At 54.4% G+C, this 23,475-nt stretch carries 22 protein-coding genes and 1 tRNA gene; 12 read left to right on the plus strand and 11 right to left on the minus strand.

Annotation, left to right across the window (positions count from 1 at the left end; translation table 11 throughout):
- The first annotated feature begins 120 nt into the window (after positions 1-120).
- The 4 genes from ACRDCA_RS17955 (at position 121) to ACRDCA_RS17970 (ending at position 4,329) form a co-directional block, all read left to right on the plus strand.
- The gene (locus tag ACRDCA_RS17955) at positions 121-1,713 is read left to right on the plus strand and encodes an MFS transporter (protein ID WP_438690753.1); all 1,593 of its coding nucleotides are present in this window, start codon (positions 121-123) and stop codon (positions 1,711-1,713) included.
- A gap of 25 nt (positions 1,714-1,738) precedes the next feature.
- A complete protein-coding gene (bglB, locus tag ACRDCA_RS17960) occupies positions 1,739-2,878 on the plus strand; it encodes a beta-galactosidase BglB (protein WP_438690754.1) in 1,140 nt (379 codons plus the stop codon).
- A 123-nt stretch (positions 2,879-3,001) separates the two neighbouring features.
- A complete protein-coding gene (locus ACRDCA_RS17965; RefSeq protein ID WP_438690755.1) occupies positions 3,002-3,685 on the plus strand; it encodes an oligogalacturonate-specific porin KdgM family protein in 684 nt (227 codons plus the stop codon).
- Between the two features lie 80 nt (positions 3,686-3,765).
- Positions 3,766-4,329, plus strand: a complete 564-nt coding sequence (locus ACRDCA_RS17970; protein WP_438690756.1) for a DJ-1/PfpI family protein — start codon at positions 3,766-3,768, stop codon at positions 4,327-4,329.
- 37 nt (positions 4,330-4,366) lie between these two features.
- Here the strand turns inward: ACRDCA_RS17970 and lsrG are convergent, their stop codons facing one another.
- The 6 genes from lsrG to lsrA are packed head-to-tail and all read right to left on the minus strand — an operon-like array spanning position 4,367 to position 10,303.
- A complete protein-coding gene (gene lsrG, locus ACRDCA_RS17975; RefSeq protein ID WP_438690757.1) occupies positions 4,367-4,657 on the minus strand; it encodes a (4S)-4-hydroxy-5-phosphonooxypentane-2,3-dione isomerase in 291 nt (96 codons plus the stop codon).
- A gap of 57 nt (positions 4,658-4,714) precedes the next feature.
- Positions 4,715-5,590 (minus strand): 3-hydroxy-5-phosphonooxypentane-2,4-dione thiolase, encoded by an 876-nt coding sequence (lsrF, locus tag ACRDCA_RS17980; RefSeq protein ID WP_438690758.1) that lies wholly within the window; start codon positions 5,588-5,590, stop codon positions 4,715-4,717.
- A gap of 34 nt (positions 5,591-5,624) precedes the next feature.
- Positions 5,625-6,647 carry an autoinducer 2 ABC transporter substrate-binding protein LsrB gene (gene lsrB, locus ACRDCA_RS17985; protein ID WP_438690759.1) on the minus strand — a complete coding sequence of 341 codons (1,023 nt, stop codon included), beginning with the start codon at positions 6,645-6,647 and terminating at the stop codon, positions 5,625-5,627.
- 55 nt (positions 6,648-6,702) lie between these two features.
- Entirely contained in the window at positions 6,703-7,701 is a 999-nt protein-coding gene (gene lsrD / locus ACRDCA_RS17990; RefSeq protein WP_438690760.1) for an autoinducer 2 ABC transporter permease LsrD, read from the minus strand.
- On the minus strand, positions 7,701-8,750 hold the full coding sequence (gene lsrC / locus ACRDCA_RS17995) for an autoinducer 2 ABC transporter permease LsrC (protein WP_438690761.1): 1,050 nt from the start codon (positions 8,748-8,750) through the stop codon (positions 7,701-7,703). Before lsrC ends, lsrD begins: the two co-directional genes overlap by 1 nt.
- A complete protein-coding gene (lsrA, locus tag ACRDCA_RS18000) occupies positions 8,744-10,303 on the minus strand; it encodes an autoinducer 2 ABC transporter ATP-binding protein LsrA (protein WP_438690762.1) in 1,560 nt (519 codons plus the stop codon). Before lsrA ends, lsrC begins: the two co-directional genes overlap by 7 nt.
- A gap of 248 nt (positions 10,304-10,551) precedes the next feature.
- Between lsrA and lsrR the strand changes: the two genes are divergently transcribed.
- From lsrR to ACRDCA_RS18020, 4 genes are all read left to right on the plus strand, one after another.
- Entirely contained in the window at positions 10,552-11,517 is a 966-nt protein-coding gene (lsrR, locus tag ACRDCA_RS18005; protein WP_438690763.1) for a transcriptional regulator LsrR, read from the plus strand.
- Positions 11,518-11,569: 52 nt separating this feature from the next.
- Positions 11,570-13,162 carry an autoinducer-2 kinase gene (gene lsrK / locus ACRDCA_RS18010; protein WP_438690764.1) on the plus strand — a complete coding sequence of 531 codons (1,593 nt, stop codon included), beginning with the start codon at positions 11,570-11,572 and terminating at the stop codon, positions 13,160-13,162.
- A gap of 11 nt (positions 13,163-13,173) precedes the next feature.
- Complete coding sequence (locus ACRDCA_RS18015) at positions 13,174-13,524, plus strand: cupin domain-containing protein (RefSeq protein ID WP_438690765.1); 351 nt, start codon at positions 13,174-13,176, stop codon at positions 13,522-13,524.
- A 247-nt stretch (positions 13,525-13,771) separates the two neighbouring features.
- Positions 13,772-14,782 (plus strand): AI-2E family transporter, encoded by a 1,011-nt coding sequence (locus ACRDCA_RS18020; protein WP_438690766.1) that lies wholly within the window; start codon positions 13,772-13,774, stop codon positions 14,780-14,782.
- Between the two features lie 478 nt (positions 14,783-15,260).
- On the opposite strand, the gene ACRDCA_RS18025 is transcribed toward ACRDCA_RS18020, so the two are convergent.
- Positions 15,261-15,350, minus strand: a tRNA-Ser gene (locus ACRDCA_RS18025).
- Between the two features lie 235 nt (positions 15,351-15,585).
- Here ACRDCA_RS18025 and ghrA point away from each other — a divergent pair.
- The 3 genes from ghrA to ACRDCA_RS18040 all read left to right on the plus strand — a co-directional run bounded on the left by ghrA (position 15,586) and on the right by ACRDCA_RS18040 (position 17,994).
- Positions 15,586-16,527 carry a glyoxylate/hydroxypyruvate reductase GhrA gene (ghrA, locus tag ACRDCA_RS18030; RefSeq protein WP_438690767.1) on the plus strand — a complete coding sequence of 314 codons (942 nt, stop codon included), beginning with the start codon at positions 15,586-15,588 and terminating at the stop codon, positions 16,525-16,527.
- A gap of 110 nt (positions 16,528-16,637) precedes the next feature.
- Positions 16,638-17,375: a phosphatase gene (locus tag ACRDCA_RS18035; protein WP_438690768.1), complete on the plus strand. Its 738-nt coding sequence runs from the start codon at positions 16,638-16,640 to the stop codon at positions 17,373-17,375.
- 40 nt (positions 17,376-17,415) lie between these two features.
- Complete coding sequence (locus ACRDCA_RS18040; protein WP_438690769.1) at positions 17,416-17,994, plus strand: TorD/DmsD family molecular chaperone; 579 nt, start codon at positions 17,416-17,418, stop codon at positions 17,992-17,994.
- A 41-nt stretch (positions 17,995-18,035) separates the two neighbouring features.
- On the opposite strand, the gene ACRDCA_RS18045 is transcribed toward ACRDCA_RS18040, so the two are convergent.
- From ACRDCA_RS18045 to mdtH, 4 genes are all read right to left on the minus strand, one after another.
- Positions 18,036-18,599, minus strand: a complete 564-nt coding sequence (locus ACRDCA_RS18045) for a lipoprotein (protein ID WP_438690770.1) — start codon at positions 18,597-18,599, stop codon at positions 18,036-18,038.
- Positions 18,600-18,743: 144 nt separating this feature from the next.
- Complete coding sequence (locus ACRDCA_RS18050; protein ID WP_438690771.1) at positions 18,744-20,384, minus strand: ABC1 kinase family protein; 1,641 nt, start codon at positions 20,382-20,384, stop codon at positions 18,744-18,746.
- A 30-nt stretch (positions 20,385-20,414) separates the two neighbouring features.
- Complete coding sequence (gene grxB, locus ACRDCA_RS18055) at positions 20,415-21,062, minus strand: glutaredoxin 2 (RefSeq protein ID WP_438690772.1); 648 nt, start codon at positions 21,060-21,062, stop codon at positions 20,415-20,417.
- 154 nt (positions 21,063-21,216) lie between these two features.
- Positions 21,217-22,422, minus strand: a complete 1,206-nt coding sequence (gene mdtH / locus ACRDCA_RS18060; protein ID WP_438690773.1) for a multidrug efflux MFS transporter MdtH — start codon at positions 22,420-22,422, stop codon at positions 21,217-21,219.
- Positions 22,423-22,882: 460 nt separating this feature from the next.
- On the opposite strand from mdtH, the gene rimJ reads away from it, so the two are divergent.
- Positions 22,883-23,467 (plus strand): ribosomal protein S5-alanine N-acetyltransferase, encoded by a 585-nt coding sequence (gene rimJ / locus ACRDCA_RS18065; protein WP_025121089.1) that lies wholly within the window; start codon positions 22,883-22,885, stop codon positions 23,465-23,467.
- The last annotated feature ends 8 nt before the right edge of the window (positions 23,468-23,475 follow it).

Here is a 23,475-nt window from a genome sequence, read left to right on the forward strand (position 1 = left end):
TCATTGCCATAGACTCGCGATAACTGGCAAAAACACAAAGGTTTTCCCCCAGCCATAACCGTATGTTACGAAAATTCCCCGCATATCGCCGGGAAGATAACACGTGATGTGGCTACGGAGATGGCAACAATGAAAACACGTAAAATTGGTCTGTTTAACTATCTTGCTTACGGCTCCGGGGATTTTCTCGGGGCGGGTACCACGGCACTTACCGCCGCCTGGTTACTCTATTTTTACACCACGTTCTGTGGGCTCAGCCCGATCGAAGCCACCTTTATCTTTGCGATGGCAAGGGTACTGGATGCGGTGGTCAGCCCGCTGATGGGCTATCTGACCGATAACTTTGGCTCCACCTGGTTGGGCAAACGCTTTGGCCGCCGCAAATTCTTTATTCTGCTCGGTATTCCATTGGTCTTCAGCTACAGCCTGATGTGGGTTGGCCACATGGACTATTGGTACTATCTGCTGACCTATCTGTTCTTTGATGTGGTCTATACCATGATCCTGGTACCGTATGAGACGCTGGTACCGGAGATGACCGATGATTTCAAACAAAAAACCAAGTTCTCAGGTGCCCGCATTGGGCTGGCGCAACTGTCGGCCATTCTGGCGGCATTCCTGCCCGGCATTCTGCTCAACTATCTGGGTAAAGACAGCGCCGTTTCATTCTTCTATTCCAGCCTGGTGTTCTCGATCATCTGTGCCTGCGTATTGACGCTGGTTTATTGCTTCACCTGGGAACGGCCTGCGGAGCAAAAATCTGCAGCCGCGCTGGAAGCGGAAAAACAAAAACTCACGCTGTTCCAGAGCTTGAAGCGCCTGAACGTCGAGTTGTCCTCCACGCTGCGCATTCGCATCTTCCGCCAGCACTTGGGGATGTACCTTGGGGGGTATATCGCCCAGGATGTCTTCAATGCGGTGTTCACCTATTACGTGGTGTTTGTGCTGATGCAGAGTGCCGCTACGGCCTCCAACCTGATGGGCACCATGGCCATCATGCAGTTTGTGGCGGTGATCGCCATGATCCCGCTGTGTATCCGATTCGGTCCTGCACCATCCTACCGCATGGTGGTCGTGCTGTTTGGTATGGGGGCGGTCTCCTATGCCGTGCTGTATTACGCCAACCTCAGTGACGTTTTCTCACTGCTGCTGCTGGTTTCCGCCCTCGCCGGTTTGGGACGGGGTGGTATCAACTACGTGCCGTGGAATATCTACACCTATATTGCCGATGTGGACGAGGTGATCACCGGGCAACGCCGAGAAGGCATCTTTGCCGGCATCATGACCTTGACCCGTAAAGCCTCGCAGGCTGGTGCGGTGATGTTGGTGGGCGTCATTCTGCAATTGTCAGGCTTTGTTTCCGGTCAGGCTCATCAATTACCTGAAGTGAGTCATGCCATTCTGATGATCCTGAGCGTCGGTACCTTGGTCGTTCTGGCGATCGGCTTCACTGTTTCGCTGCGCTTCAAACTCAACTTGACCACACACAGTGTACTGCGCCAGGAAACCGAAAAGATGCGCATTGCGGGCCGGGTCGTGCCTGAGAACATCACACCAGAAGCGCGGGCTACCGTCGAAATGCTGGCAGGTATGCCTTATGAATCCCTGTGGGGTAACAACAATATTGGCTACCTCAACCGCAAAAAACCTGCTGCACCGCCATTGCCCAAGGCCACTCAAGGCCAGAAAGCGGCGGGCGGCGTGACACCTTGATCTACAGGCCTAAAAGGACATCACTATGTTGGTATATCCCGTAAAACACAGCCCATTACTGCGTCAGCCAGAGCGTTTTATCAGCCGCCAGGAATTACAGCAGTTGATTGAAAGTCTGGTGGATAACCTGGTCAATATCACCGATGAAACCGGCGAGTTTCTGTTGCGCCTCGACGATGGCCGGGTTATCGATACCAAAGGCTGGGCCGGTTGGGAATGGACGCACGGTATCGGCCTGTATGGTATCAACCAGTATTACCGCCAGACCGGCGATAATAAAATGTGTGCCATCGTTGATGACTGGTTCACCGCGCGCTTTGCCGAAGGCACGCCAACCAAGAATGTGAATACCGCCTGTCCATTCCTCACTCTGGCCTACCGCTATGAGGAAACCGGTGATACGCGCTGGCTGCCGTATCTGGAGCGTTGGGCGGAGTGGTTGATGCATGAAATGCCACGCACCGAGCGCGGAGGCATGCAGCACGTCACGCTGGCGGAAGAAAACCATCAGCAGCTGTGGGACGATACCCTGATGATGAGCGTGTTGCCGCTGGCCAAAATTGGCAAGCTGCTGAACCGCCCGCAATATGTGGAAGAGGCCAAATATCAGTTTCTGGTTCACATTCAGCACCTGATGGAGCGTGAAAGCGGGCTGTGGTTCCATGGCTGGACTTTCGATGGCAAACACAACTTTGCCAAAGCCCGTTGGGCGCGCGGGAACAGTTGGCTGACCATTGTGATCCCGGAATTCCTTGAGCTGCTGGATCTGCCGGAATACGATGCCACCCGCCGTTTCCTGTTACAGGTATTGCAATGCCAGGTGGCGGCACTGGCAGAGTGCCAGCACCCAAGTGGCCTGTGGCATACGCTGCTGGATGACCCGAATTCTTACCTGGAATCTTCCGCTTCCGCCGGTTTCGCGTTCGGTATTCTGAAGTCGGTGCGCAAACGCTATATCGACGAGAAGTATTTGCCGATCGCCGAAAAAGCGTTGCAGGGTGTGGTAAAGCAAATCAACGCCGATGGCGAACTGATGCAGGTGTCGTTCGGTACCGCGATGGGCAAAAATCTGGACTATTATCGCCAGGTACCGCTCACCTCGATGCCTTATGGCCAGGCGATGGCCATTCTGTGCCTGGTGGAATACCTGAACGTTTACCTGTAACCACAACGGGCTGTTGCCGCAGCCCGTAAGAGATATATCCTCAACCGTGAATTAACGTTACCGCACGACAGTATTTTAATAAAAACGATTATTTAAAATAAACCGAACAACAAGGAAATGGTAATGAAAGGAACATCTTTATTATTACTCTCTTTAATCTCATTGTTAACACCTCTGACAACGCATGCGGTGTATGTTGATGTGCGTCATGAGTATCTTGATGATAGCAAGGCCAACTACGATCGTGCTTATATTTCCCATCGTTTTGCCAACGGTTTTGGCTTTGCCATCGAAGCCATATCCAAATCTGGAGGGAATGATTCCAACAAGGCCTTTCATGACCTGGAAGCTCAAGGCAATGAGTATACGGCCAGCTATCAATTTAATAACGGCAACTTAGCCACACAACCTGGATTGGTGCTTGAAACCGGTAATGGATACTCGGTATATAAGCCCTATCTACGCACCACCTATACAATCAATGACTCATGGTGGGTCGCTGGACGCTACCGTTTCGAGTACATCCGGCGCTCGTCCGACAGCCGTGAAGATGACACCATCAATCGAGTCGATGCCTGGGTCGGCCATAAAATCAATAATGTCGAGTTGGTCATCGAAGGGATTTATAAAGTTGCTGACAAGTATAACTTGTATAATAACAGCAAGAATAACTACGAATATAATTTTAGAACGGCCTATAACCTCGATGCCTGGACGCCATTCGTGGAAATAGGCAATGTGTCAGTCAGAAGTGACAGTAATGAACGGCAAACCCGCTTTCGTGTCGGGCTTGGCTATACGTTCTGATCCCACACCAAACAATCTTGCGCATGCTTGACCTACGCAGCGACGGGTAGTGATATTAACGAATTCAAAGGAAAATAATAATGAAAAAAGTTGCCGTACTATTGGCCCCTGGATTTGAGGAAGGGGAGGCGATTGTGATTATCGATATTTTGCATCGGTTGAAGATCAGGGTGGAAACGCTGTCCTGCACCTCAGATAAACAGGTCGTGAGCTACCATAAAATACCCGTAATAGCAGACAATACGCTCGAACAAGCTTTCGACATCGATTATGACGCCATCGTGTTGCCAGGTGGGCCGGAAGGCAGCGTGTTTCTGGCCAATAGCCAGCAAGTGGTGAGCTTTGTCCGTCGCCATGACTTGGCGGGTAAACTGATCTGCCCGATCTGCTCTGCGGCTGCCCGAGTATTGGGTGGCAATGGCCTGCTTAATGGACGGCGCTACGTGTGTTCTGGCGATTTATGGCAAAACGTCGGCGATGGGGTTTATGTTGACCAGAATGTAGTCGAAGACGGCAATTTGATCAGTGGCAAAGGGTTTGGTGTGGTCTTCGACTTCGCTTTCACCTTGGCCGCCCGCTTGCAGGGTGACAGTGCTGATGCTAATGAACATGCGGAACATATTTACTCTGCGTGGCGGGAATAGCCGTTGTTTGCCCCACCAGCACGGTGGGGCAAAGTATTCACGGCATCAAACCAATAAAGGTCGTCTTTTTACGCGGGCAGGTCATCAGCGATTCCAACTGCTCGACGCAGGCTTGGTAGTGCGGGGTCGTTTTATGGAAAGCCACGGCCTGCTCATCGGCGTAGGCCTCGTAAATATAAAAGCGCGTGGGGATATCAGGATCCTGTAACACATCAAAACGCAGATTGCCGTCTTCCTGGATAGCGCCCAGATGGTTTTGGCGAAATACCTCGATAAACCGTTCAACCTTGTCGTCATGAACGTTTATTTCGACCAGGGTCACATGCATAATCAGCCTCCTTGAATGGGGGCGGGCCTGGAAAAAACGGCCCGCATTTCAGCGATATCAACCTTTCTCGCTGAGGAATAGCTCGTAGGCGTGTTCAACCGATTCGTTCTGATGCACGATAGCGTGCACCGCCTTGATCATGGCAACCGGGCATTCCGACTGGAAAATATTACGCCCCATATCGACCCCGGATGCGCCTTGATCAATCGCCTGGTAGCACATCTCCAACGCCTCGCGTTCTGGCAGTTTCTTCCCGCCGGCGATAACGATGGGCACCGGGCAACCGGCCACAATGCGTTCAAACCCTTTATCCACGTAGTAAGTCTTGATGATTTGCGCCCCCATCTCGGCGGCGATACGCGTGGCCAGCGAGAAATAGCGCTGATCGCGCGCCATATCTTTGCCAACGCCGGTTACCGCCATGGTGGGCATACCGACTTTCAGACCGGCATCGATTAACTGGATGATGTTTTTAATCGACTGATGTTCATGTTCCGTGCCGATATACACCTGCGCCGCGACGGCACAGCTATTTAGACGCACCGCATCATCCATGGCGACGGCCACCGCCTCATTGCTCAACTCGGTCAGAATGGAGTTTGCCCCTGACGCGCGCAGGGCGATGGGCTTGTTGGTGGCCGGTGGGATCACGCTGCGCAGGATGCCCCGGGTACACATCAACACGTCTGCATGTTCGAACAGCGGCGCTATATTGATATCAATACGTTCCAACCCCGTCGTCGGCCCCTGGAAATAGCCATGATCGAAGGCCAACATCACGGTTCTGTTGGTACGGGGATTGAAAATGCGCGCCAGACGGGACTGCATGCCCCAGTCCAGCGCACCGCAGCCCTTCAAACTAAACAGGGCATTTTGCTGCGGCTTGTCAATATGGAAGTCTTTACCGTCTTTGATGTCATCTAAATCTGCCATTGTATTACTCCCTCGAAATAATCGGTGTGGCGGGTTAGAAGTCGAATTTGTCGATATTGTCTTTATTGAACACCACGCGTTCAGGCAGCAGCACAATGCCATTGCCTGTTGCCTGGTAGTCGTAGCCTTGAACGCTGTTTGGCGAAACCTCTACCTGGCCCACTCCAGGAACATCAAGCTTGTCGCCAACCTTTAACTCGCCGTTTTTCAGCATGGCGTCAGCCACGTAAACCGAGATTTTCCCCTGTTTGACCACGTCCCACAGGCCGAATTCTTTCACCGTGCCGCGTTGTATATAGGGGCGCATCACGTTCGGGGTGCTGAAACCGACAATCGCCACGTTGTCACGCTTGAGGTTCTCTGCCGCCTGGGCTGCGGCGGGCAGGGCATTGGCATCCGGGGCGATGATGGCGTCCAGATCGCCGTAGGCCTTCAGGATCCCTTCGGCGGTTTGTAGTGACTTGGTGGCATCGTTGTAACCGAACTGCGTGGTGACCACTTCCCAGCCTGGATGCTCTTTTTCGATCTTAAGCTTGGCGGCATTCACCCACTGGTTTTGGTCGGTGACCGTCGGGCTGGAATAGAAGAAGGCCACCTTGGCTTTTTCTTTCTTCACCTGATTGGCGGCCATATCGATCAACATGCCGCCGAGTTGCGCTGGCGTCCCCTGATTGATGTAGTAAGAACGGCATTCGGGCTTGGTGTCTGAATCCCAGGTCAAGACCTTCACGCCGCGTTGCATGGCACGTTTTAACGCCGGGCACAGTCCTTCAGGAGATACCGCAGAGACGATGATGGCGTTATAGCCCTGGTTGACGAAGTTATTGATCAGTTGCACCTGGCCTGAAACGCTGGGCTCGGTTGGGCCGTCGTAGGTCACGTCAACGCCCAACTCTTTCCCCGCCTGTTGTGCGCCGTTGCCACCGCTGGTGAAAAAGCCGACGCCAACCAGCTTAGGGATAAAGGCGATGCGTTCTGCTGCCTGCACGCCAATGCTCAGTGAAGCCATGCCGAGTACGCTTAAAAGCGCGATTTTTTTGATACGCTGAATGGTCATGTTGTTCTCCGTATATCGCGTTGCCAGACCAAGAGCATCTGGAGGTTGGATCAGATCAAGCCTGTTTGATGGTGCGCCGCCGTTGCAGCCACTCTCTGATTTGATGCCGATGCAGGCTGATGGAACGGCCAACGACGACGACGATCAGCAATGCCCCGGAAAGTGCGCTGGAAATCTGGTTGGGCACGCCAGCCATTTGCAACCCCTGTTGCAGATAACCGACCAGCAACACGGCAACGGCGGTGCCGATAATCGAGCCAGAGCCGCCATAAATATTCGCCCCGCCAAGCACTACCGCCGTGATGGCGGGCATCAGGAAAGAAGCGCCCAGATCGGAGCGTGCGGAACCGAAGTAGGACACCAGCAGCACCGCAGCGATGGCTGAGGCCAATCCGGTCATCGCATAGAGTGCGCACAGCGTACGGTTAACCGGAATGGCGCTGTATTGCGCTACGCGATTGCTTTGGCCGATCAGGAAGATGTTGCGGCCACTGTGCGTACGGTGCATCAGCAGCCAACACAGCAGGACACAGACAATGAAGAAGACCAGCGGCACGGGCAGACCTAACAGCGTCAGATTGGCGAAATCGGTAAAGGCCATTGGGAAGCCGCCGATACCTTCATAGCCTGTCGCGCCGGAGATCCCCGAAAGCAGCAGGGCGCTGCCGCCAAACAGATAAAGGGTGCCGAGGGTGATAACCAGCGGATTGATACCGGTGTAGATAATCAGCCCGGCATTGAGTAAACCGCACAGCGCACCCAGGGCCAGCGTGATGACGATTGCCAATGGCATGGGCAGGTCCGCCTGGAACATCACTCCCAGCGCAATGGCACACAGTCCAATGGTGGAACCAAAGGAAATATCAATCCCGCCGCTGACGATCACCATGGTCAATGGCAATGCCACAATGCCGATACAGATAAAATCACTGGTGCTGAATAGCAGCACATTAATATCCAGCATGCGTGGGTTAACCACACCGAACGCCAGAATTTCAATCACCAACAGGGCGGCCAGCGCCAGCTCCCAGCCGTAACGTCGCCAGTTTGCCATTATGCGATCTCCCGTTTTTTGCCCTGCGCAGGCAGTTTGGTGGAGTGAGGGGATGGTGGGGCCGAGGCTGGAGGATCGATAAAACGGGCATATTTCTGGCGGCGGATATTCCTTTCCAGGGCGCAACGCAGGCGGCCATCGAAGACCAGCACACCCAACAGCACCAGGCCAGCAATAAAGTCGTTCCACCAGGCAGGAATGCGCAGCAACACCAACACGCTGTCGATTTGTGTCAGGAAATAGGCACCGAGAATGGCGCCGACTACCGTGCCAGAACCGCCGAGCAGGCTGATACCGCCAAGCACGCAGGCGGCAATGGCTTTCATTTCCAGGCCGGTACCGGTCTGGTTGGGGATAAAGCCGATCTGGGCAGCAAACACGATCCCGGCGAGCGCCGCCATCAGCCCATTGAGTGAAAACGCGATGATGCGAATGGCTTCCGTGCGGATCCCGAGTTGACGTGCGCCCTGCAGATTGTCACCGGTGGCATAGAAACTGCGGCCAAATGGGGTTTTCGCCAGCAACCACGCCATTAATGCCAGCAACAACAAGGTCAACCAACCAATCGGTGAGATGCCCAGCCAGAGTGGCGAGGAGAGCTGTTTTAGTGAACTGGGCAGCCCCTCAATCCATTTGCCACCGGTCCACAACAGCATGATGCCGCGATACAGGCCAAGAGTGCCCAGGGTGGCGACAATGGCAGGAATTTTAAACCAGGCAACCAGCACTCCGTTGATAAACCCCGCCAGCAAGCCGAGCAACAGCGTAACCGTGAAGGCGAACGGCAAGCTGTATCCGGCATTGAGCGTTATCCCGAGCAGCACCGCACACATCCCGGTGATAGAGCCGACGGAGACGTCGATGTTGCGGGTCAGCATCACCAGCGCAGCGCCAATCGCCAATAGCATCAGGATTTGCGAACTGCTGAAGATCATGGTCAGCGTCTGGAAACTGAAATAGTTGCTATCGATGCAGCCCAGTAGCGCAAACAGGCCGACGATCGCCAACAGCGCCGTCAGTTCACGATTGTTTTGTATCACCTTTAACATGTTGCCTCCCCGTTGGCATAAGGTTGATGGGGGGCGCCGTGCTGTTCGCCAAAGGCCATATGCATAATGGTATCGACATCAATCTGCTCACCGCAAAGCGCGGTAGTGGCCAGTTCGCCCTGGTGCATGACGTAGACGCGATCGGCCATCATGGCGATCTCTTCGAGATCGGAAGAAATAAACAGGATAGCGACATTCTGCTGGGCAATACTGCGTATCAACTGATAGATATCGTTGCGTGCACCGACGTCCACCCCGCGGGTCGGTTCATCGACAATCAGCACCTGTGGCGATGCCTCCAGGCATTTGGCGATCAGAATTTTTTGCTGATTACCACCCGACAGGGTGCGAGCGGGTTGTTCAGGATCGTGGTACTTGATATCCAGCGCCCGGCGATACCGTTCCAGCGTAGCGTTGTCACGTTGCGGATTGGCCCAGAAGCCGCTGTGATTGTGGGTCAGGGCACACACGTTCCAGGATAGCGATGCGTCCAGATACAGCCCGGAAGACTGACGGTCCTCTGGCAGGTAGACCAGGCCGAGTTGCAACCTATGCCGGGTGCTCAGCCCGGCTATCTCTTTACCATTGAGCAGGATACTGCCGGCCTGGATGGGGCGTAATCCATACAGGGTTTCTGCCAGCTCGGTACGCCCTGAGCCGACCAGGCCCGCCAGGCCAAGGATCTCCCCGGCATGGAGCTCCAAATTGACCTGTATGAAGCCTTCCCCAGTGAGATTAGCCAACTGCAAGACCGCTTTACCTTGTGGGTTGGCAGGGCGGTTGCCAGGAAGTTCGAGCCACAGCTTCTGGTTGGCGCAGAGATCGACATTACGGGTGGCTGGGGTGATCGCCTGAATAATTTCATCGGTGGTCAGCGCGGCGGTTTTGCCCGTGAGGGCGATCCTCCCGTCCCGCATCACGCTGACCCGGTCGGCAATCTGGCGGATTTCCGGCAGCTTATGTGAAATAAATACAATGCCGACCCCTTTACCCAGCAGCTCGTGCAGACGGGCAAACAGCCGCTCTGTTTCGGCAGGCGTCAGTGATGCGGTGGGCTCATCCAGGATCAGGATCCGGGAGTCACGCATCAATCCCCGCATGATTTCGACGATCTGGCGGTCGGCCACCTCCAGCGAACCCGCTGTGCTATTGGGTTGAAGTTTGCATCCCAACAGCTCCAGTAACTGCTGCATTTTTGCCACGGCAGCCCGGTTGGCAGGTAGGCCAAACAGAATGTTCTCTTTCACCGACAGGCTGGGAAACAACAGTGGTTCTTGTGGCACCAGATAAATCCCCAACTGATGAGCTTTTACCGGGGTCAGATTGGCACAACGTTGGCCGTGGATCTCGATGGAACCGCCATCCGGGGGCACCACGCCGGCAATAATCTTCATCAGCGTCGATTTCCCTGCGCCATTGCCACCGAGCAGGGCATGGACTTCACCGGCATGCAGGGTAAAGTCGATGCCTTTCAGCACATCAACACCGGAATAGTGCTTATTGATGTTTTGTACGCAGAGCAGAGGTGGAACTGAGTATTCACCGGTTTGCATCGTGCCTCCGTTCAGCCGAAAAGGGTTATCGAGTTGAACAAAAAGTTTTTTGAAAACTAATTGTTCATAACCTTAGTCAGGGTTTGGCGATAAAACCGCCACCAGGATCACGTTTTTTGAATAATTGTGTTTATTGAAACCCAATGTTCAATTTTGATGTATATTTGAGGCATGCATCACAGCTATTGTGGGTCAATGGAAGAACAATTGCGTTCAGGATTTAAAAATGTTCAAAGAGAAGCGGATTTATGATGATAAATGACAGTGCCACGGCCAGCGAACATGGAATGTGTGAGGAAGAGCAGGTTGCCCGTATCGCCTGGTTCTACTACCACGACGGTTTGACCCAGAGCGAGATCAGCGCCCGGCTTGGGCTGACGCGCCTTAAGGTGTCGCGCCTGCTGGAGAAAGGGCACCAGTCAGGGATCATTCGGGTGCAGATTAATTCCCGTTTTGAAGGCTGCCTGCAGTATGAGGACGCTCTGAAAAAGCATTTTGACCTGAAAAATATTCGCGTGTTACCCGCGTTGGCCGAGGCGGATGACAGCGTGAGATTGGGGATCGGGGCGGCACATATGCTGATGGAGTCGCTTCAGCCTCAGCAATTGCTGGCAGCGGGGTTTGGTGAGGCCGCCATGAGCACGTTGAAGCGCCTAAGCGGCTTTATTTCTTCACAACAAATTCGGCTGGTCACGCTTTCCGGCGGCGTCGGGCCTTATATGACCGGGATTGGCCAACTGGATGCCGCGTGCAGCGTCAGCATGGTTCCAGCTCCGTTGCGGGCCTCTTCCGCCGATATCGCCCGTACCCTGCGGGAAGAAAATAGCGTCAGGGATATTCTGCTGGCGGCTCAGGCGGCAGATGTCGCCGTGGTGGGGATCGGTTCGGTCAGCCAAAAAGATGCTGCCACCATTTTACGCGCGGGCTATATCACCGAAGGTGAGCAACTGATGATCGGCCGCAAAGGGGCCGTTGGCGATATTCTTGGCTACTTTTTTGATGCCAACGGCGCAATCATTCCCGACATGCAGATCCATCATGAATTGATTGGGCTGAGTCTGACCACGCTTGCCACCATCCCGACCGTGGTCGGGGTCGCTGGTGGCATACAAAAGGCCGAGGCGATTGTGGCCGCATTGAAAGGCCGCTACATCAACGCGCTGGTCACCGACCAGGATACGGCAGCAGAAATGCTTAAACTTATTGGTAAGTAGGGTTATTAGCGATGTAACACACATTGAAGCAACACCAGCCGAGGATAAACACATGGCTCGACTCTGTACACCTATCACATCAGGCCAGTACCTGATGGCTCTGGACGCTGGCACAGGCAGCGTCAGAGCCGTTATTTTTGATCTGGAAGGCAATCAAGTCTCAGTAGGGCAAGCCGAATGGCATCATTTGGCTGTCCCTGATGTACCGGGCTCCATGGAATTCGATCTGCGCAAAAACTGGCAGCTTACCTGTCAGTGTATCCATCAGGCGTTAACGATGGCGGCAATAGCGCCGGAGGCGATAGCGTCCGTGGCTGCGTGTTCAATGCGTGAAGGCATCGTGCTCTATGATGCCGAGGGGCAGCCGATCTGGGCCTGCGCCAATGTGGATGCGCGAGCAACGCGCGAGGTCAGTGAGTTAAAGGAACTTCATAATCATACTTTTGAGGATGAGGTTTACCACTGCTCGGGGCAGACTCTGGCACTCAGCGCCATGCCCCGCCTGCTGTGGTTGGCGCACTATCGCCCTGATATTTATCGCCAGGCCGCGACGGTGACCATGATCAGTGACTGGCTGGCGTATATGCTAAGCGGTGAACTGGCGGTCGATCCGTCAAATGCCGGGACTACCGGTTTGATTGACCTGGTGACGCGCGACTGGAGAAAAGGCCTGCTGGACATGGCGGGCCTGCGTTCTGACATTCTTTCGCCGGTCAAAGAAACGGGAACGCCGTTGGGGGCGGTGACGGCTAACGCTGCCGCACTGTCTGGCCTGCGGGCTGGCACTCCGGTGATTGTCGGTGGCGGTGATGTGCAACTGGGTTGTGTGGGCCTTGGTATTGTCAGGGCAGGGCAAACTGCCGTCTTGGGCGGGACGTTCTGGCAGCAGGTCGTGAATCTTCCCGCCCCCGTTACCGATCCCAATATGAATGTGCGCATCAACCCGCATGTGATCCCGGGAATGGTGCAAAGCGAATCCATCAGCTTTTTTACCGGGCTGACCATGCGCTGGTTCCGCGATGCGTTCTGCGCCGAAGAAAAATTGATCGGCGAACGCCTGGGCGTGGATACCTATGCCTTGCTGGAGGATATGGCCAGGCGTGTACCGCCGGGGGCCCATGGTGTCATGCCCATTTTCTCCGACGTTATGCGCTTTAAGAACTGGTATCACGCCGCCCCCTCATTTATCAACCTGTCGATTGACGCTGAAAAATGCAACAAAGCTACGCTGTTTCGCGCTCTGGAAGAGAATGCGGCTATCGTGTCGGCCTGTAACCTGCAACAAATCGCCGAGTTTTCCGGTATCAAGGCTGACTCGCTGGTGTTTGCCGGCGGGGGTTCAAAGGGCACGCTATGGAGCCAGATCCTGGCCGATGTTACCGGCCTGACCGTACGGGTTCCGGTAGTGAAGGAAGCGACCGCGCTAGGATGCGCAATCGCGGCCGGTGTTGGGGTAGGAATTTATTCGTCGTTGGCGGATGCTGGGGAAAGCCTGGTGCGTTGGGACAGAGAGCATATTCCGAACCCGGAAAACAGCGAGGTTTATCAACAGGCACGGCAAAAATGGTTGGCGGTGTATCTGGATCAACGTGGCTTGGTTGATCACGGCCTGACGACCTCAATGTGGAAGGCTCCTGGCCTTTAAGGAGGGTACTCATGATCAAAACCAATGAAATGGCTCACGACTATCGCTTTGGCGACAATGGCCCGAAATACCTGATCCGTGGCCCGATGTGCGATATGGGCGTCGTGGTGTTACAACCTGGGCAGTCATTCAGAAATCACCGCCACAACGAGGTTTGCGAGGTGTTCTATACGTTGAGCGGTGAAGTGTGCCTGTATCTGGAAGGGGAGATGCAACTGTTGGGCGAGGGGGATGTGTTGCAGTGTGATCCTGGCGAGGCGCATTTTCTGGTGAACAGGGGGTCGGTTCCCTGGAAAGGGGTGTTTGTGAAATCGCCGCATATTTTGGGGGATAGCCACCCTGCGGAACCTGAGGGGTATTAGAGGAAAAGCCTGAGTGAAAATTCAGGCTTTCTCATTTGAACGCCTGTAACCGGCGGATGCTGTGCAAGCAGGCTTGGGAACGACAAAAAACAGACTGTAATTTAAATTGTGTAATTGCCTATTTTTGATATGTTTCTCCTGACAAGGGAGGCCAGCAACTTAGGGACGAAAAGCAACGTAAGGCACTTGTTGCCGGGCTGGCACAGGAACTTAAAATTTCTATCCCCTCAGGGATAAGCGAGTAACAATGCAGTTAATGAATTTAAAACAGGCCAGGATAATCAGCTTCATCTTTGTGATGGGGGGGATCCTGTTGCTGTTGCCGTTGCATCTTCTTACCTGCTTTATGGCAGGTTTTTTGGTTTATGAGATCGTCAATATCCTGACGCCGCACTTTCAGAAGGTGATTGGCGGCCATCGGGCCAGATGGTTGGTTGTCGCGGTGATCAGCACGCTGGTGGTCGGCCTGTTGACCGCCATTGTGGGGAGTATCGTCGGCTATCTGATGCAGGATATGCGTAATCTTACCGGTATTAACACCCGTATTGCGGTCATCTTGCAGGATGTCCAGCAGGAGGTGGTGAAGTATATGCCGGGCTATCTGCCATTGAGCGTGGAAGAGCTGAAAAACGAAATGCTGAGCCGGCTACAACAGCATATCGCGCTGTTGCAGACCATGGGCAAGAGTGTACTGCATGGCCTGGTGACCATGCTGATCGGCATGGTGCTCGGTGCCATTATCTCACTGTATAACGTTGATAAAAGCGAGGATCGGCCATTACTGAAAAGTGAGCTGATGAGAAGGGTTTCGCTGCTATCGCAGGCGTTCCGCAACATTGTGTTTGCTCAGGTTAAAATTTCGGCCATCAATACCTTCTTCTCGGCCATCTTTATCCTTGGTGTAATGCCGCTGTGCGGGATCCATATCCCGCTGGCGAAAACGCTGGTGGTGTTTACCTTTATCTTTGGTCTGCTGCCGGTGATCGGTAATCTGATCTCCAATACCATTGTGTTCATCTCTGGGCTGTCGGTGTCACTCGGGGTGGCATTGATTGCGCTGCTGTACCTGATTGTGATCCACAAGTTTGAGTACTTCCTCAATGCACGTATCGTCGGCACTAAAATCCAAGCCAACTCTTGGGAGATCTTGCTGGCGATGCTGGTGTTTGAGGCGGCGTTTGGTTTGGCAGGGGTGGTAGCTGCACCTATCTATTATGCCTATCTGAAGAGTGAGCTTAGGGAGGCTAAGCTGATTTAGTCGTCAGCCGTGAAGTCGTTTTATCATGGCTGTGTATGCAAAAAAGTCTCAACATTAGTTCTAATGTTTGCCAGTGAAGAAAAAGTACGTGCCGTGATGCCCCTCACCCTAACCCTCTCCCAAAGGGAGAGGGGACTGAACGTGCTACAACTTTCTCCCGTATCCGACCGCAGCTCAGTACCAGCTCTCTCTCCCTTGTGCGGTGTAAATATGACACTCGATCTGTATTTTGGGAGAGGGCTGGGGTGAGGGGAACCTGCAAAAAAGCCTGAACGTGAATTCAGGCTTTCTTATTTTAAGATGGCGGTGAGGTCGGGCTTGATTCGCAAGCTCACCCTGCGGGCGGCCGGTCGGCCGTCCAAAATGCCTCTGCTTTGCGAGCCATTTTGTCGAACCCTGTCGAGGCTTCTCACCCCTCCCAGTGTGGGGAATATGCAAAAAAAAGTCTGAACGTGAGTTCAGACTTTCTCTTGTAATATGGCGGTGAGGGAGGGGTTCGAACCCTCGATACACTTACGCGTATACACACTTTCCAGGCGTGCTCCTTCAGCCACTCAGACACCTCACCGTTTTGTCGTTGGCAACGTTTTACGCTGTCAACGGGCGCTAATGTAGGAGAATCCTATGCCAGCGTCAATAGCCTTGTGCCATAACCGCGTGCGTTTAGCCAAACTTCCAGCAATCTGCTGATTTGTCGCACGATAATTTGCTCTGTCAGCGCCAACCCGCCGTGACTTTATGCTTGCATCAATCGGCGAAGCACGGAAGGATAGGGAAAAATCCACCCAGTAAGGGAACCGGCAGTGAATATCATTTTCTATCACTCGTTTTTTGATGCGCAAGATTGGCTGGCAGGAATGGCAAAACGCTTGCCACAGGCAAATATCCGGGCTTGGCAGCCAGGGGACAATCGCCCGGCGGATTACGCGCTGGTTTGGCGGCCACCTTATGAAATGCTGGCCAACCGCCGCGATTTGAAAGGGATCTTTGCCCTGGGGGCAGGCGTGGATGCCATTCTCGAACAGGAACGCCAGCATCCCGGCAGCCTACCGGAAGCTGTGCCGCTGATCCGGCTGGAAGATACCGGCATGGCGCAGCAAATGGATGAATATGCGCTGGCTGGCGTATTGCGCTATTTCCGCCGTTTTGATGAGTATCAGTTGCAGCAACAGCAGCAAAACTGGGCGCCACTCGAACCTCATCAACAGAATGATTTTACCATCGGCATTCTGGGGGCAGGGGTGTTGGGCAAAAGCGTGGCGCAAAAGCTGGCGGCGTTGGGTTTCAATGTTCGTTGCTGGAGCCGTAGCCGCAAGCAGATCGATGGCGTACAAAGTTTTGCCGGGCAGCCTCAACTGGCGGCGTTTCTTGATGGTACCCGATTGCTGATCAACCTGCTGCCTAATACGCCAGAAACGGCGGGTATTCTCAACCGCCAGCTATTAAGTCGTTTGGTACCTGGGGCTTATCTGATCAACATTGCCCGCGGTGCTCATCTGGTGGAAGACGATCTGCTGGAGTTGTTGGAGCAAGGACAAATGGCGGCTGCGATGCTCGATGTCTTCGTCAACGAACCTTTACCCCACGCCCATGCCTTCTGGCGTCATCCGCGTGTCACCATTACCCCGCATATTGCTGCTATCACCTTGCCGGAGCAGGCTATGGATCAGGTTTGCGCCAATATCCTGCGGCTTGAGGCGGGTGAGCAGCCTGCTGGCGTCGTCGATATTCAGCGTGGCTATTGATGCTATCTAAACCCGCCAACATGTTGATAGCGGCGTTAACTGCTATGATGAGCAAGGACCGACCCGCCATCTGCTGACCCACCCCGGCGAGCGCCTAAGAAGGAGAAAGAATGTACCCCGTTGATTTACATATGCACACCGTTGCCAGCACCCATGCCTATAGCACCCTGCACGACTATATCGCCGAAGCGAAGCACAAGGGCATCAAACTGTTCGCCATCACCGACCACGGGCCGGATATGGCCGATGCGCCACACTACTGGCACTTTATGAACATGCGTGTGTGGCCACGTCTGGTGGATGGCGTTGGCATTCTGCGCGGCATTGAAGCCAATATCAAAAATCTGGCCGGTGATATCGACTGCACCGGACCCATGCTGAACGAAATCGATCTGATTATTGCCGGATTCCATGAGCCGGTGTTTGCACCGCAGGACCGGGCCGCCAATACCGAGGCGATGATTGCCGCCATGGCACAGGGCGATGTGCATATCATCAGCCATCCGGGCAACCCCAAATATCCGGTCGATATCCCGGCAGTCGCCGCAGCGGCGGCGAAGTATCAGGTGGCGCTGGAACTCAACAACTCCTCGTTTATGCATTCCCGCAAGGGCAGTGAATCGAACTGCCGTGCGATCGCTGCGGCAGTGCGTGATGCTGGTGGCTGGCTGGCATTAGGCTCTGACTCGCACGTTGCTTTTGCGCTCGGTATTTTTGAACATTGCGAGCGAATCATTGAGGAAGTGAATTTCCCGCAGGAACGCATTTTGAATGTATCACCGCGCCGGATCCTGAATTTTCTTGAGCAGCGCGGCAGACCAGCAATTGCGGAATTAGCCGATCTGTGACATCGTCACGGCAAATTATCTGTTTGTATAGGGTTTGATCATGAATGAGTTTTCCGTTGTCTGCCGGGTGTTGGGCACGCTGTTTTACCGCCAGCCGCAAGATCCGCTGTTGGAGCCGCTGTTTACCCTGATTAAAGAGGGCAAACTGCAACAGCATTGGCCACTCGAGCAGGACGAACTGCTGGCCCGTCTGCAGCAGCACTGTACCGATCCGCAGTTAGCCAGCGATTTTAACGCGCTGTTTGTTGGCAGCGAATGCAGCGTCTCACCGCTGCGCTCAGCCTATGTGGAAGGTGCCAGCGAAGCGGACGTCCGCGTATTCCTCCAGCAGCGTGGAATGCCATTAGGCGATGCGCCAGCCGATCATTTCGGTTCGCTATTGCTGGCCGCTTCATGGTTGGAAGATCAGTCGCAGGAAGACGAAATTCAGGCGCAAATCACGCTGTTTAATGAGTTCTTGCTGCCTTGGTGTGGCCGTTTCCTGGGTAAGGTCGAGGCACATGCCACCAGCGGTTTTTACCGTACGCTGGCAGAGCTTGCGCGTCATGCCATTGCGGCCATGTGTGATGAGCTAGCAGAGTATGAGCAAGGCGAAGAAGGGCAGGACGAAGAACAGTAAATGATTGAGGGCGCAGCAAGCATGCACTGCGCCCGTAACGATTAGTCGGTAAACGGGATCACCAACTGACCCGGCTTCACTTCCAGCCCTTTAGCCAGTTTGCGCGCCAGCGCTTCCGTTTTGCTGTTATCCGGGTTCAGCACATAGACCGGTTTCTGATCGAAATAGGATTTCAGCGACTGATTGAGATAAGGCGACAGCGCCTTCATCACCGTATCCATCTTCTCCGGTTGCACCTGGTAATCAACCAACTCCATATCTTTGAGGAAAATCGCGCCCTTTTCCGGGTCGTAGACCGGTTGTGCCTTCAACGTCAGCTGTAAATCTGCGGCCTGTGGGCCGAGGATCGAGGTGATATTGACCTTGGCATTGCCAGACAGTGTCACCTTATTAGGTTCAGTACGGCCAATCTGGCTCTGCAACTGGGTCAATACGATATTGGCATCAACCAACCCCGGAACGCCGATCTGCTTTTGGTAGTCATTGTGTTTTTGCAGGTAATTGTTCACTTCCTGCTCGCTGACGCTGTATTGGGTAAGCTGGTTACAGCCGATAAGCGTACCGGCAAATACCAGGGCGGCTACGCCCATCAGGATCTTCTTCATTCAAACCTCGTAAAACGGACAACGGAAATGCGGCAATTTAAATCTTGCAACCTAACTGCCAGCAAAGAAAAATTTCTGGGGTGCAGGATAACAGATGACGTGGCGCAAAGGGCTTTTTACCGTGTCGGATAAGGCTGAAATTGCCTATCGCCGCAGCCGCCATACCAACAGCACCACGCCCCCCAGGCAGGTTAGCCCGCCTAGCGCCGGGAACAGTGGAATGCCCCATAGCTCGCTAGTGGAGCGCATAAGATAGGGGGCAAGCCCCAGGGCGAAGGCTGCCGTCACGATCGCAATAGCCAGCGTTACCGCCGAGCGTTCCAGTGCCTTGCTGAGTTGGCTGAGGTTCTTGACGTTGATTTCGGCATCGATCTTGCCCTGCTTTAGCCGGCGCATCAGCAAACGAATGGCTTGTGGCAGTTCCTCTCCGGCATCCAGCGCCTCACCACCCAGTAATAACGCACGGCGGCGCAGCGCTTCCGGGGTGTAACGCTGGAGCATCACCTGATGCAACATGGGTTTCAGGGTAGCGACGATATCGAAGGCGGGATCCAAACGGTGTAACACGCCATCCGCCGTGATCAGCGCCTTGAATAACAGCACCAGATCGGGGGGCAACGGCAGTTGGTGTTCGCGGGCCATCACCAACAGGTCGGTGAGAGCCTTGCCTAGCGTCAGGGTAGTCGACGCCTGCTTATCGAGAAAGTTTTGCGCGGCCTGCTCCAGGTCGATCAAATCCAACTCCTGATTATCGGACCAGGCGATCAGCGTATTGACGATACCGTCGCTTTGCCGCTCCGCAATGGCTTGCAGCAACAGCAGTAGCTGATTACGCCGCCGTTCCGACAGTTGGCCAACCATGCCAAAATCGATAAACCCCACGTGGTTGTCACCCAAGGCCATCACGTTACCGGGATGAGGATCGGCGTGATAAAGCCGATGTTCCAGCACCATGGTCATAAAGGCCTGCGCACCCCGCTGTGCCAACAACGGGCCGTCGAAACCGGCGGCGGCTAATTGCTGCGGATTTTCGGGCGCGATGCCGGGCAGGAATTGCTGCACCAACAGGCGTTTTGACGAGTGCTGCCAATAAATTTTCGGGATCACCACTTCAGGCTGCTTGGCGAAGTGTTCCGCTACCCGATCGCAATTGTGACCTTCATGCGTCAGGTCAAGCTCGTGATTAAGCGCAGTGGCCAGCGTTTGCACCATCTGGTGTGGGCGATAACGTGCCAACGCCGGGCTTTGCTGCTCGACGGTTTCTGCCAGGTAGGCCAGCAGACGCAGGTCGGCATGAATGGTTTTGGCCAAGCCCGGGCGCAATACTTTGACCACTACGGACTCGCCACTCTGTAAGCGGGCGCGGTAGATTTGCGCCATGGAAGCGGCGGCTAGCGGGATCGGGTCGAACTGAGCAAACACTTGCTGAGGGTCGCCCCCCAGATCGGCAGTGATCTGCGCGGACAGCTTTTCCCAGGGGAGCGTAGTAGCCTGGCTATGCAGGCGCTCCAACTCGTCGGTCCAACGCTGTTCCAGCAAATCGGTGCGGGTGGCCAGGATCTGGCCGAATTTAACAAAGGTTGGCCCCAGGGCTTCCAGGGCCGCGCGCAGGCGTTCTGGCAATGTCTGAAAATCGCCCTCAGCACCACCGCTGCTCAGACCACCGAGCAACTTGCCTAACCCGAGCAGCCTGATCACGTCCTGCAAGCCGTAGCGGATTAACACGGACGAGATCTCTTGCAGCCGGGCACGGTCACGAGCGGTGACAAAAACCATTTTTAACATCTGCGCGCTACTCCCTTATCGCCGTAGCGATCACTGCTCCATATCGAACAGTAACGGAACATCAACGCGCTGCGCCATACGGTTACGGTAGGCTTCCACATTGTCCGGCAGGGCTACACCGGCCACGATAGACAGTGAACGTAAAACCGGGAACAGAAGGATATCATCTTCACTGAGGGTACCATTGACCGCTTCCACTGACTTGATCAACGGAGATAGCGTGGCCAGATCCTCTTCCAACTGGGCGATCAGATCGGCACTGTCGGCCAGTAACACGGCAAAGTCACCGCTGGCCGCCTGTTTTTTGTCGCTGAAATAGCGGCGTGCGTTGTCAGTGGCGAACTCTTCGAAATCGGCATTGGCAAAGCGCGGTAACAGCAGTTTGTTGACGTAGGTCGCGGTGTGTTGCAGCCACGCGGCGATCGCCGGATTGGTTTTCCCTGTCAGCAGCGGTTTACCGTCCAGCGTATCGACGTAATGCACGATATCCATGCTTTCGGGCAGATAGCTGCCGTCGTCTTTTTGCAGGATCGGCGCCATTTTCTTGCCAATCATGCTGGTGGGAGTGATTTCGTCATCGCTTAACAGGGTCACCAGACGAACGGGCAAATTCTTGAGACCGAAAATCATGCGGGCTCTTACACAGAATGGGCAGTGATCGTAAATAAACAGTTTCATGCATGCTCCTGTTGTCGGGTTTAGCCAACAGCCGTTGTTGTGGGATGATGCGCCATCATAAGCCTTTCTGCGCGGTTTTTTGTACTCTCAGAATAGCAATTTTGAGATGCTTGGTCGCCAGAGACAGGGCATAAAGGATGCGTCCGGGCAAAAATCAGCCACCACGGAGGACCGCGGGGGCCGCAGTACGTGGATTAAATTGCCAGTATAGAGCGAACAGCGTAATAAAGCCCACCAGCCCCAGCAGGAACCAAGGCAATTCCGGTCTACCCATCGCATTCCCGGTGTCATACATCCAGCCACCACCGGTATAACCCAATGCGCCACCGAGCGCCAACCCCAGGCGGCTAAAGCCCATATAGCTGCCGCGCGCCCGTGAGTCGGCCAGTGAAGCGCTCAGGGTTTCGCGGGCCGGTTCAGCGATGATCGACCCCAGGTAGAAGCAGCAGATCAGGGTAAACACCGCCTGCAGGCTGGTGGCAAAGCCGACCGGCAGCAGGCTGAGGGTCATCAGCAGTAAGCCAGCCATCAGGCGTTGTTCCAGCCGGAAGTGCTTTTCGCTCCAGCGGGCCAGCGGGTACAACAACGAGAGCGACAGCACGGCTTCGATGGCGTACATCCATTTGACCGCCGACGGCGAACCGGCGATCTCGTTAACCACGATCGGCAGCATCAGCATCACCTGCACGGAGAGCATGTAATAGCCGGTCAACGTCAATACGTAGGTCAGGAAGCGGCGATCGCGCAGTACGCGCATCATGCCTTCCTTCATCGGTGCACGTATGGTGGAGATGCGGTAATTAGGCAACAGCCAGGCGTTCCAGCCCGCAGCCAGCACGAAAATACCGGCCCCGACCCAGCAGACAAAATGGAAATCGTATTGCAGCAGCCAACTGCCGATTAACGCACCGATCACCGCGCCTGCGCTGTCTTGCATCATCAGCAGGGAGTAGAAACGGCTGCGCTCGTGCGGGCGAGTCAGCTTGATTACCAACGCGGTGCGGGGCGGATCGAACAGGGTGCCGCCAATGGCGGACAGGGCGCAGGAAAACCACAGTATCCAGGGTTGATCGGCCATGGCCATGGTGGCAAAACCTGCCGCGCGCAGCAGCATGCCGGTGACGATCATCGGTTTGGCGCCAAAACGGTCGGCAATCGCCCCGCCAAAGATCCCCAATCCCTGCTGAATAAGCTGACGCAACCCCAATGCCAGCCCCACAACCACTGCCGCCCAACCAAGTTGATCGACAAAGCGAATAGAAATAAGTGGGAAGACGACAAAAAAGCCTAAAACCACCAGCAGGTTATCAAACAATAAAAAATACTTACCCAAGCTCCGAGCTTGTGATACCAGAGACATGCTTCACCATGAGCAATCAAGAGGAGAGAAAGACGCTACCCTATGGGTTTCAAGCTGCAGCTAGGCGACAAACTATCCCATCCCCAGGAGCTTACTTTTAGTAAGTGACTAAGGTGAGATAGTGCAGGTAACAACGCTGCAGCTTGAAAGACGACGGGTATACCCGGTTATTCTCTACCCAATATGCGGCGGCTGATAGGGGGGCAATAGATAATATTTTTTAATCGTCAATACGTTACCTGAGTGGCAAAACTACACTTAAAAATGAGTAAAACGACTAACTGGCTATTTACTGAACGCCTGGGGGCTTACCTGCCGGGCAGGCTACGGTTATATTACCGGGGGAATACGCGGCTCTGCGCCAATAGTCTGCCATGAGCCCTACGAGCTAACGCCTGGCCGTTCAGACGTTGCCCCAATCAATACTTCTTATCGAACCGTTCTGACCGCGGGGGAAATGATGTTTGGCTATCGCTCTGCATCACCGAAAGTACGCCTTACCACCGACCGGCTGGTCGTCCGTTTAGTTCACGAACGCGATGCCTACCGGTTGGCCGAATACTATGCCGAAAACCGGGCGTTCCTCAAGCCCTGGGAGCCGGTACGCGATGATAGTCACTGTTACCCCTCTGGCTGGCAAGCTCGCCTGGGTATGATCACGGAAATGCAAAAGCAGGGCAGTGCCTACTATTTTATCCTGCTCGATCCGGAAGAACATCAAGTGTGTGGCGTGGCCAATTTCAGTAATGTGCTGCGCGGTTCGTTCCATGCCTGCTTCCTGGGGTATTCCCTGGGTGAAAAGTGGCAGGGGCAGGGGCTGATGTACGAGGCGTTGCAAACGTCTATCCGGTATATGCAGCGCCAACAGCGGATGCATCGCATTATGGCCAACTATATGCCGCACAACCACCGCAGCGGTGGCTTACTGACCCGGCTGGGTTTTGAACGTGAAGGCTATGCCAAGGATTACCTGCTGATCGACGGACAGTGGCAGGATCATGTGCTGACCGCATTGACCAATAAAGAGTGGCTACCACCACGCTGAGGCCGTAA

Origin of the sequence: Serratia sp. (in: enterobacteria) (assembly GCF_051654945.1) — a bacterium.
In the GTDB taxonomy this organism is placed as follows: Bacteria; Pseudomonadota; Gammaproteobacteria; order Enterobacterales; family Enterobacteriaceae; genus Chania.

What these genes read in the sequence shown, in the direction of transcription:
- ACRDCA_RS17955 (WP_438690753.1), top strand. Translation starts at nt 121, where the DNA reads ATGGCAACAATGAAAACACGTAAAATTGGTCTGTTTAACTATCTTGCT.
- bglB (WP_438690754.1), top strand. Translation starts at nt 1,739, where the DNA reads ATGTTGGTATATCCCGTAAAACACAGCCCATTACTGCGTCAGCCAGAG.
- ACRDCA_RS17965 (WP_438690755.1), top strand. Translation starts at nt 3,002, where the DNA reads ATGAAAGGAACATCTTTATTATTACTCTCTTTAATCTCATTGTTAACA.
- ACRDCA_RS17970 (WP_438690756.1), top strand. Translation starts at nt 3,766, where the DNA reads ATGAAAAAAGTTGCCGTACTATTGGCCCCTGGATTTGAGGAAGGGGAG.
- lsrG (WP_438690757.1), bottom strand. Translation starts at nt 4,657, where the DNA reads ATGCATGTGACCCTGGTCGAAATAAACGTTCATGACGACAAGGTTGAA.
- lsrF (WP_438690758.1), bottom strand. Translation starts at nt 5,590, where the DNA reads ATGGCAGATTTAGATGACATCAAAGACGGTAAAGACTTCCATATTGAC.
- lsrB (WP_438690759.1), bottom strand. Translation starts at nt 6,647, where the DNA reads ATGACCATTCAGCGTATCAAAAAAATCGCGCTTTTAAGCGTACTCGGC.
- lsrD (WP_438690760.1), bottom strand. Translation starts at nt 7,701, where the DNA reads ATGGCAAACTGGCGACGTTACGGCTGGGAGCTGGCGCTGGCCGCCCTG.
- lsrC (WP_438690761.1), bottom strand. Translation starts at nt 8,750, where the DNA reads ATGTTAAAGGTGATACAAAACAATCGTGAACTGACGGCGCTGTTGGCG.
- lsrA (WP_438690762.1), bottom strand. Translation starts at nt 10,303, where the DNA reads ATGCAAACCGGTGAATACTCAGTTCCACCTCTGCTCTGCGTACAAAAC.
- lsrR (WP_438690763.1), top strand. Translation starts at nt 10,552, where the DNA reads ATGATGATAAATGACAGTGCCACGGCCAGCGAACATGGAATGTGTGAG.
- lsrK (WP_438690764.1), top strand. Translation starts at nt 11,570, where the DNA reads ATGGCTCGACTCTGTACACCTATCACATCAGGCCAGTACCTGATGGCT.
- ACRDCA_RS18015 (WP_438690765.1), top strand. Translation starts at nt 13,174, where the DNA reads ATGATCAAAACCAATGAAATGGCTCACGACTATCGCTTTGGCGACAAT.
- ACRDCA_RS18020 (WP_438690766.1), top strand. Translation starts at nt 13,772, where the DNA reads ATGCAGTTAATGAATTTAAAACAGGCCAGGATAATCAGCTTCATCTTT.
- ACRDCA_RS18035 (WP_438690768.1), top strand. Translation starts at nt 16,638, where the DNA reads ATGTACCCCGTTGATTTACATATGCACACCGTTGCCAGCACCCATGCC.
- ACRDCA_RS18040 (WP_438690769.1), top strand. Translation starts at nt 17,416, where the DNA reads ATGAATGAGTTTTCCGTTGTCTGCCGGGTGTTGGGCACGCTGTTTTAC.
- ACRDCA_RS18045 (WP_438690770.1), bottom strand. Translation starts at nt 18,599, where the DNA reads ATGAAGAAGATCCTGATGGGCGTAGCCGCCCTGGTATTTGCCGGTACG.
- ACRDCA_RS18050 (WP_438690771.1), bottom strand. Translation starts at nt 20,384, where the DNA reads ATGTTAAAAATGGTTTTTGTCACCGCTCGTGACCGTGCCCGGCTGCAA.
- grxB (WP_438690772.1), bottom strand. Translation starts at nt 21,062, where the DNA reads ATGAAACTGTTTATTTACGATCACTGCCCATTCTGTGTAAGAGCCCGC.
- mdtH (WP_438690773.1), bottom strand. Translation starts at nt 22,422, where the DNA reads ATGTCTCTGGTATCACAAGCTCGGAGCTTGGGTAAGTATTTTTTATTG.
- rimJ (WP_025121089.1), top strand. Translation starts at nt 22,883, where the DNA reads ATGTTTGGCTATCGCTCTGCATCACCGAAAGTACGCCTTACCACCGAC.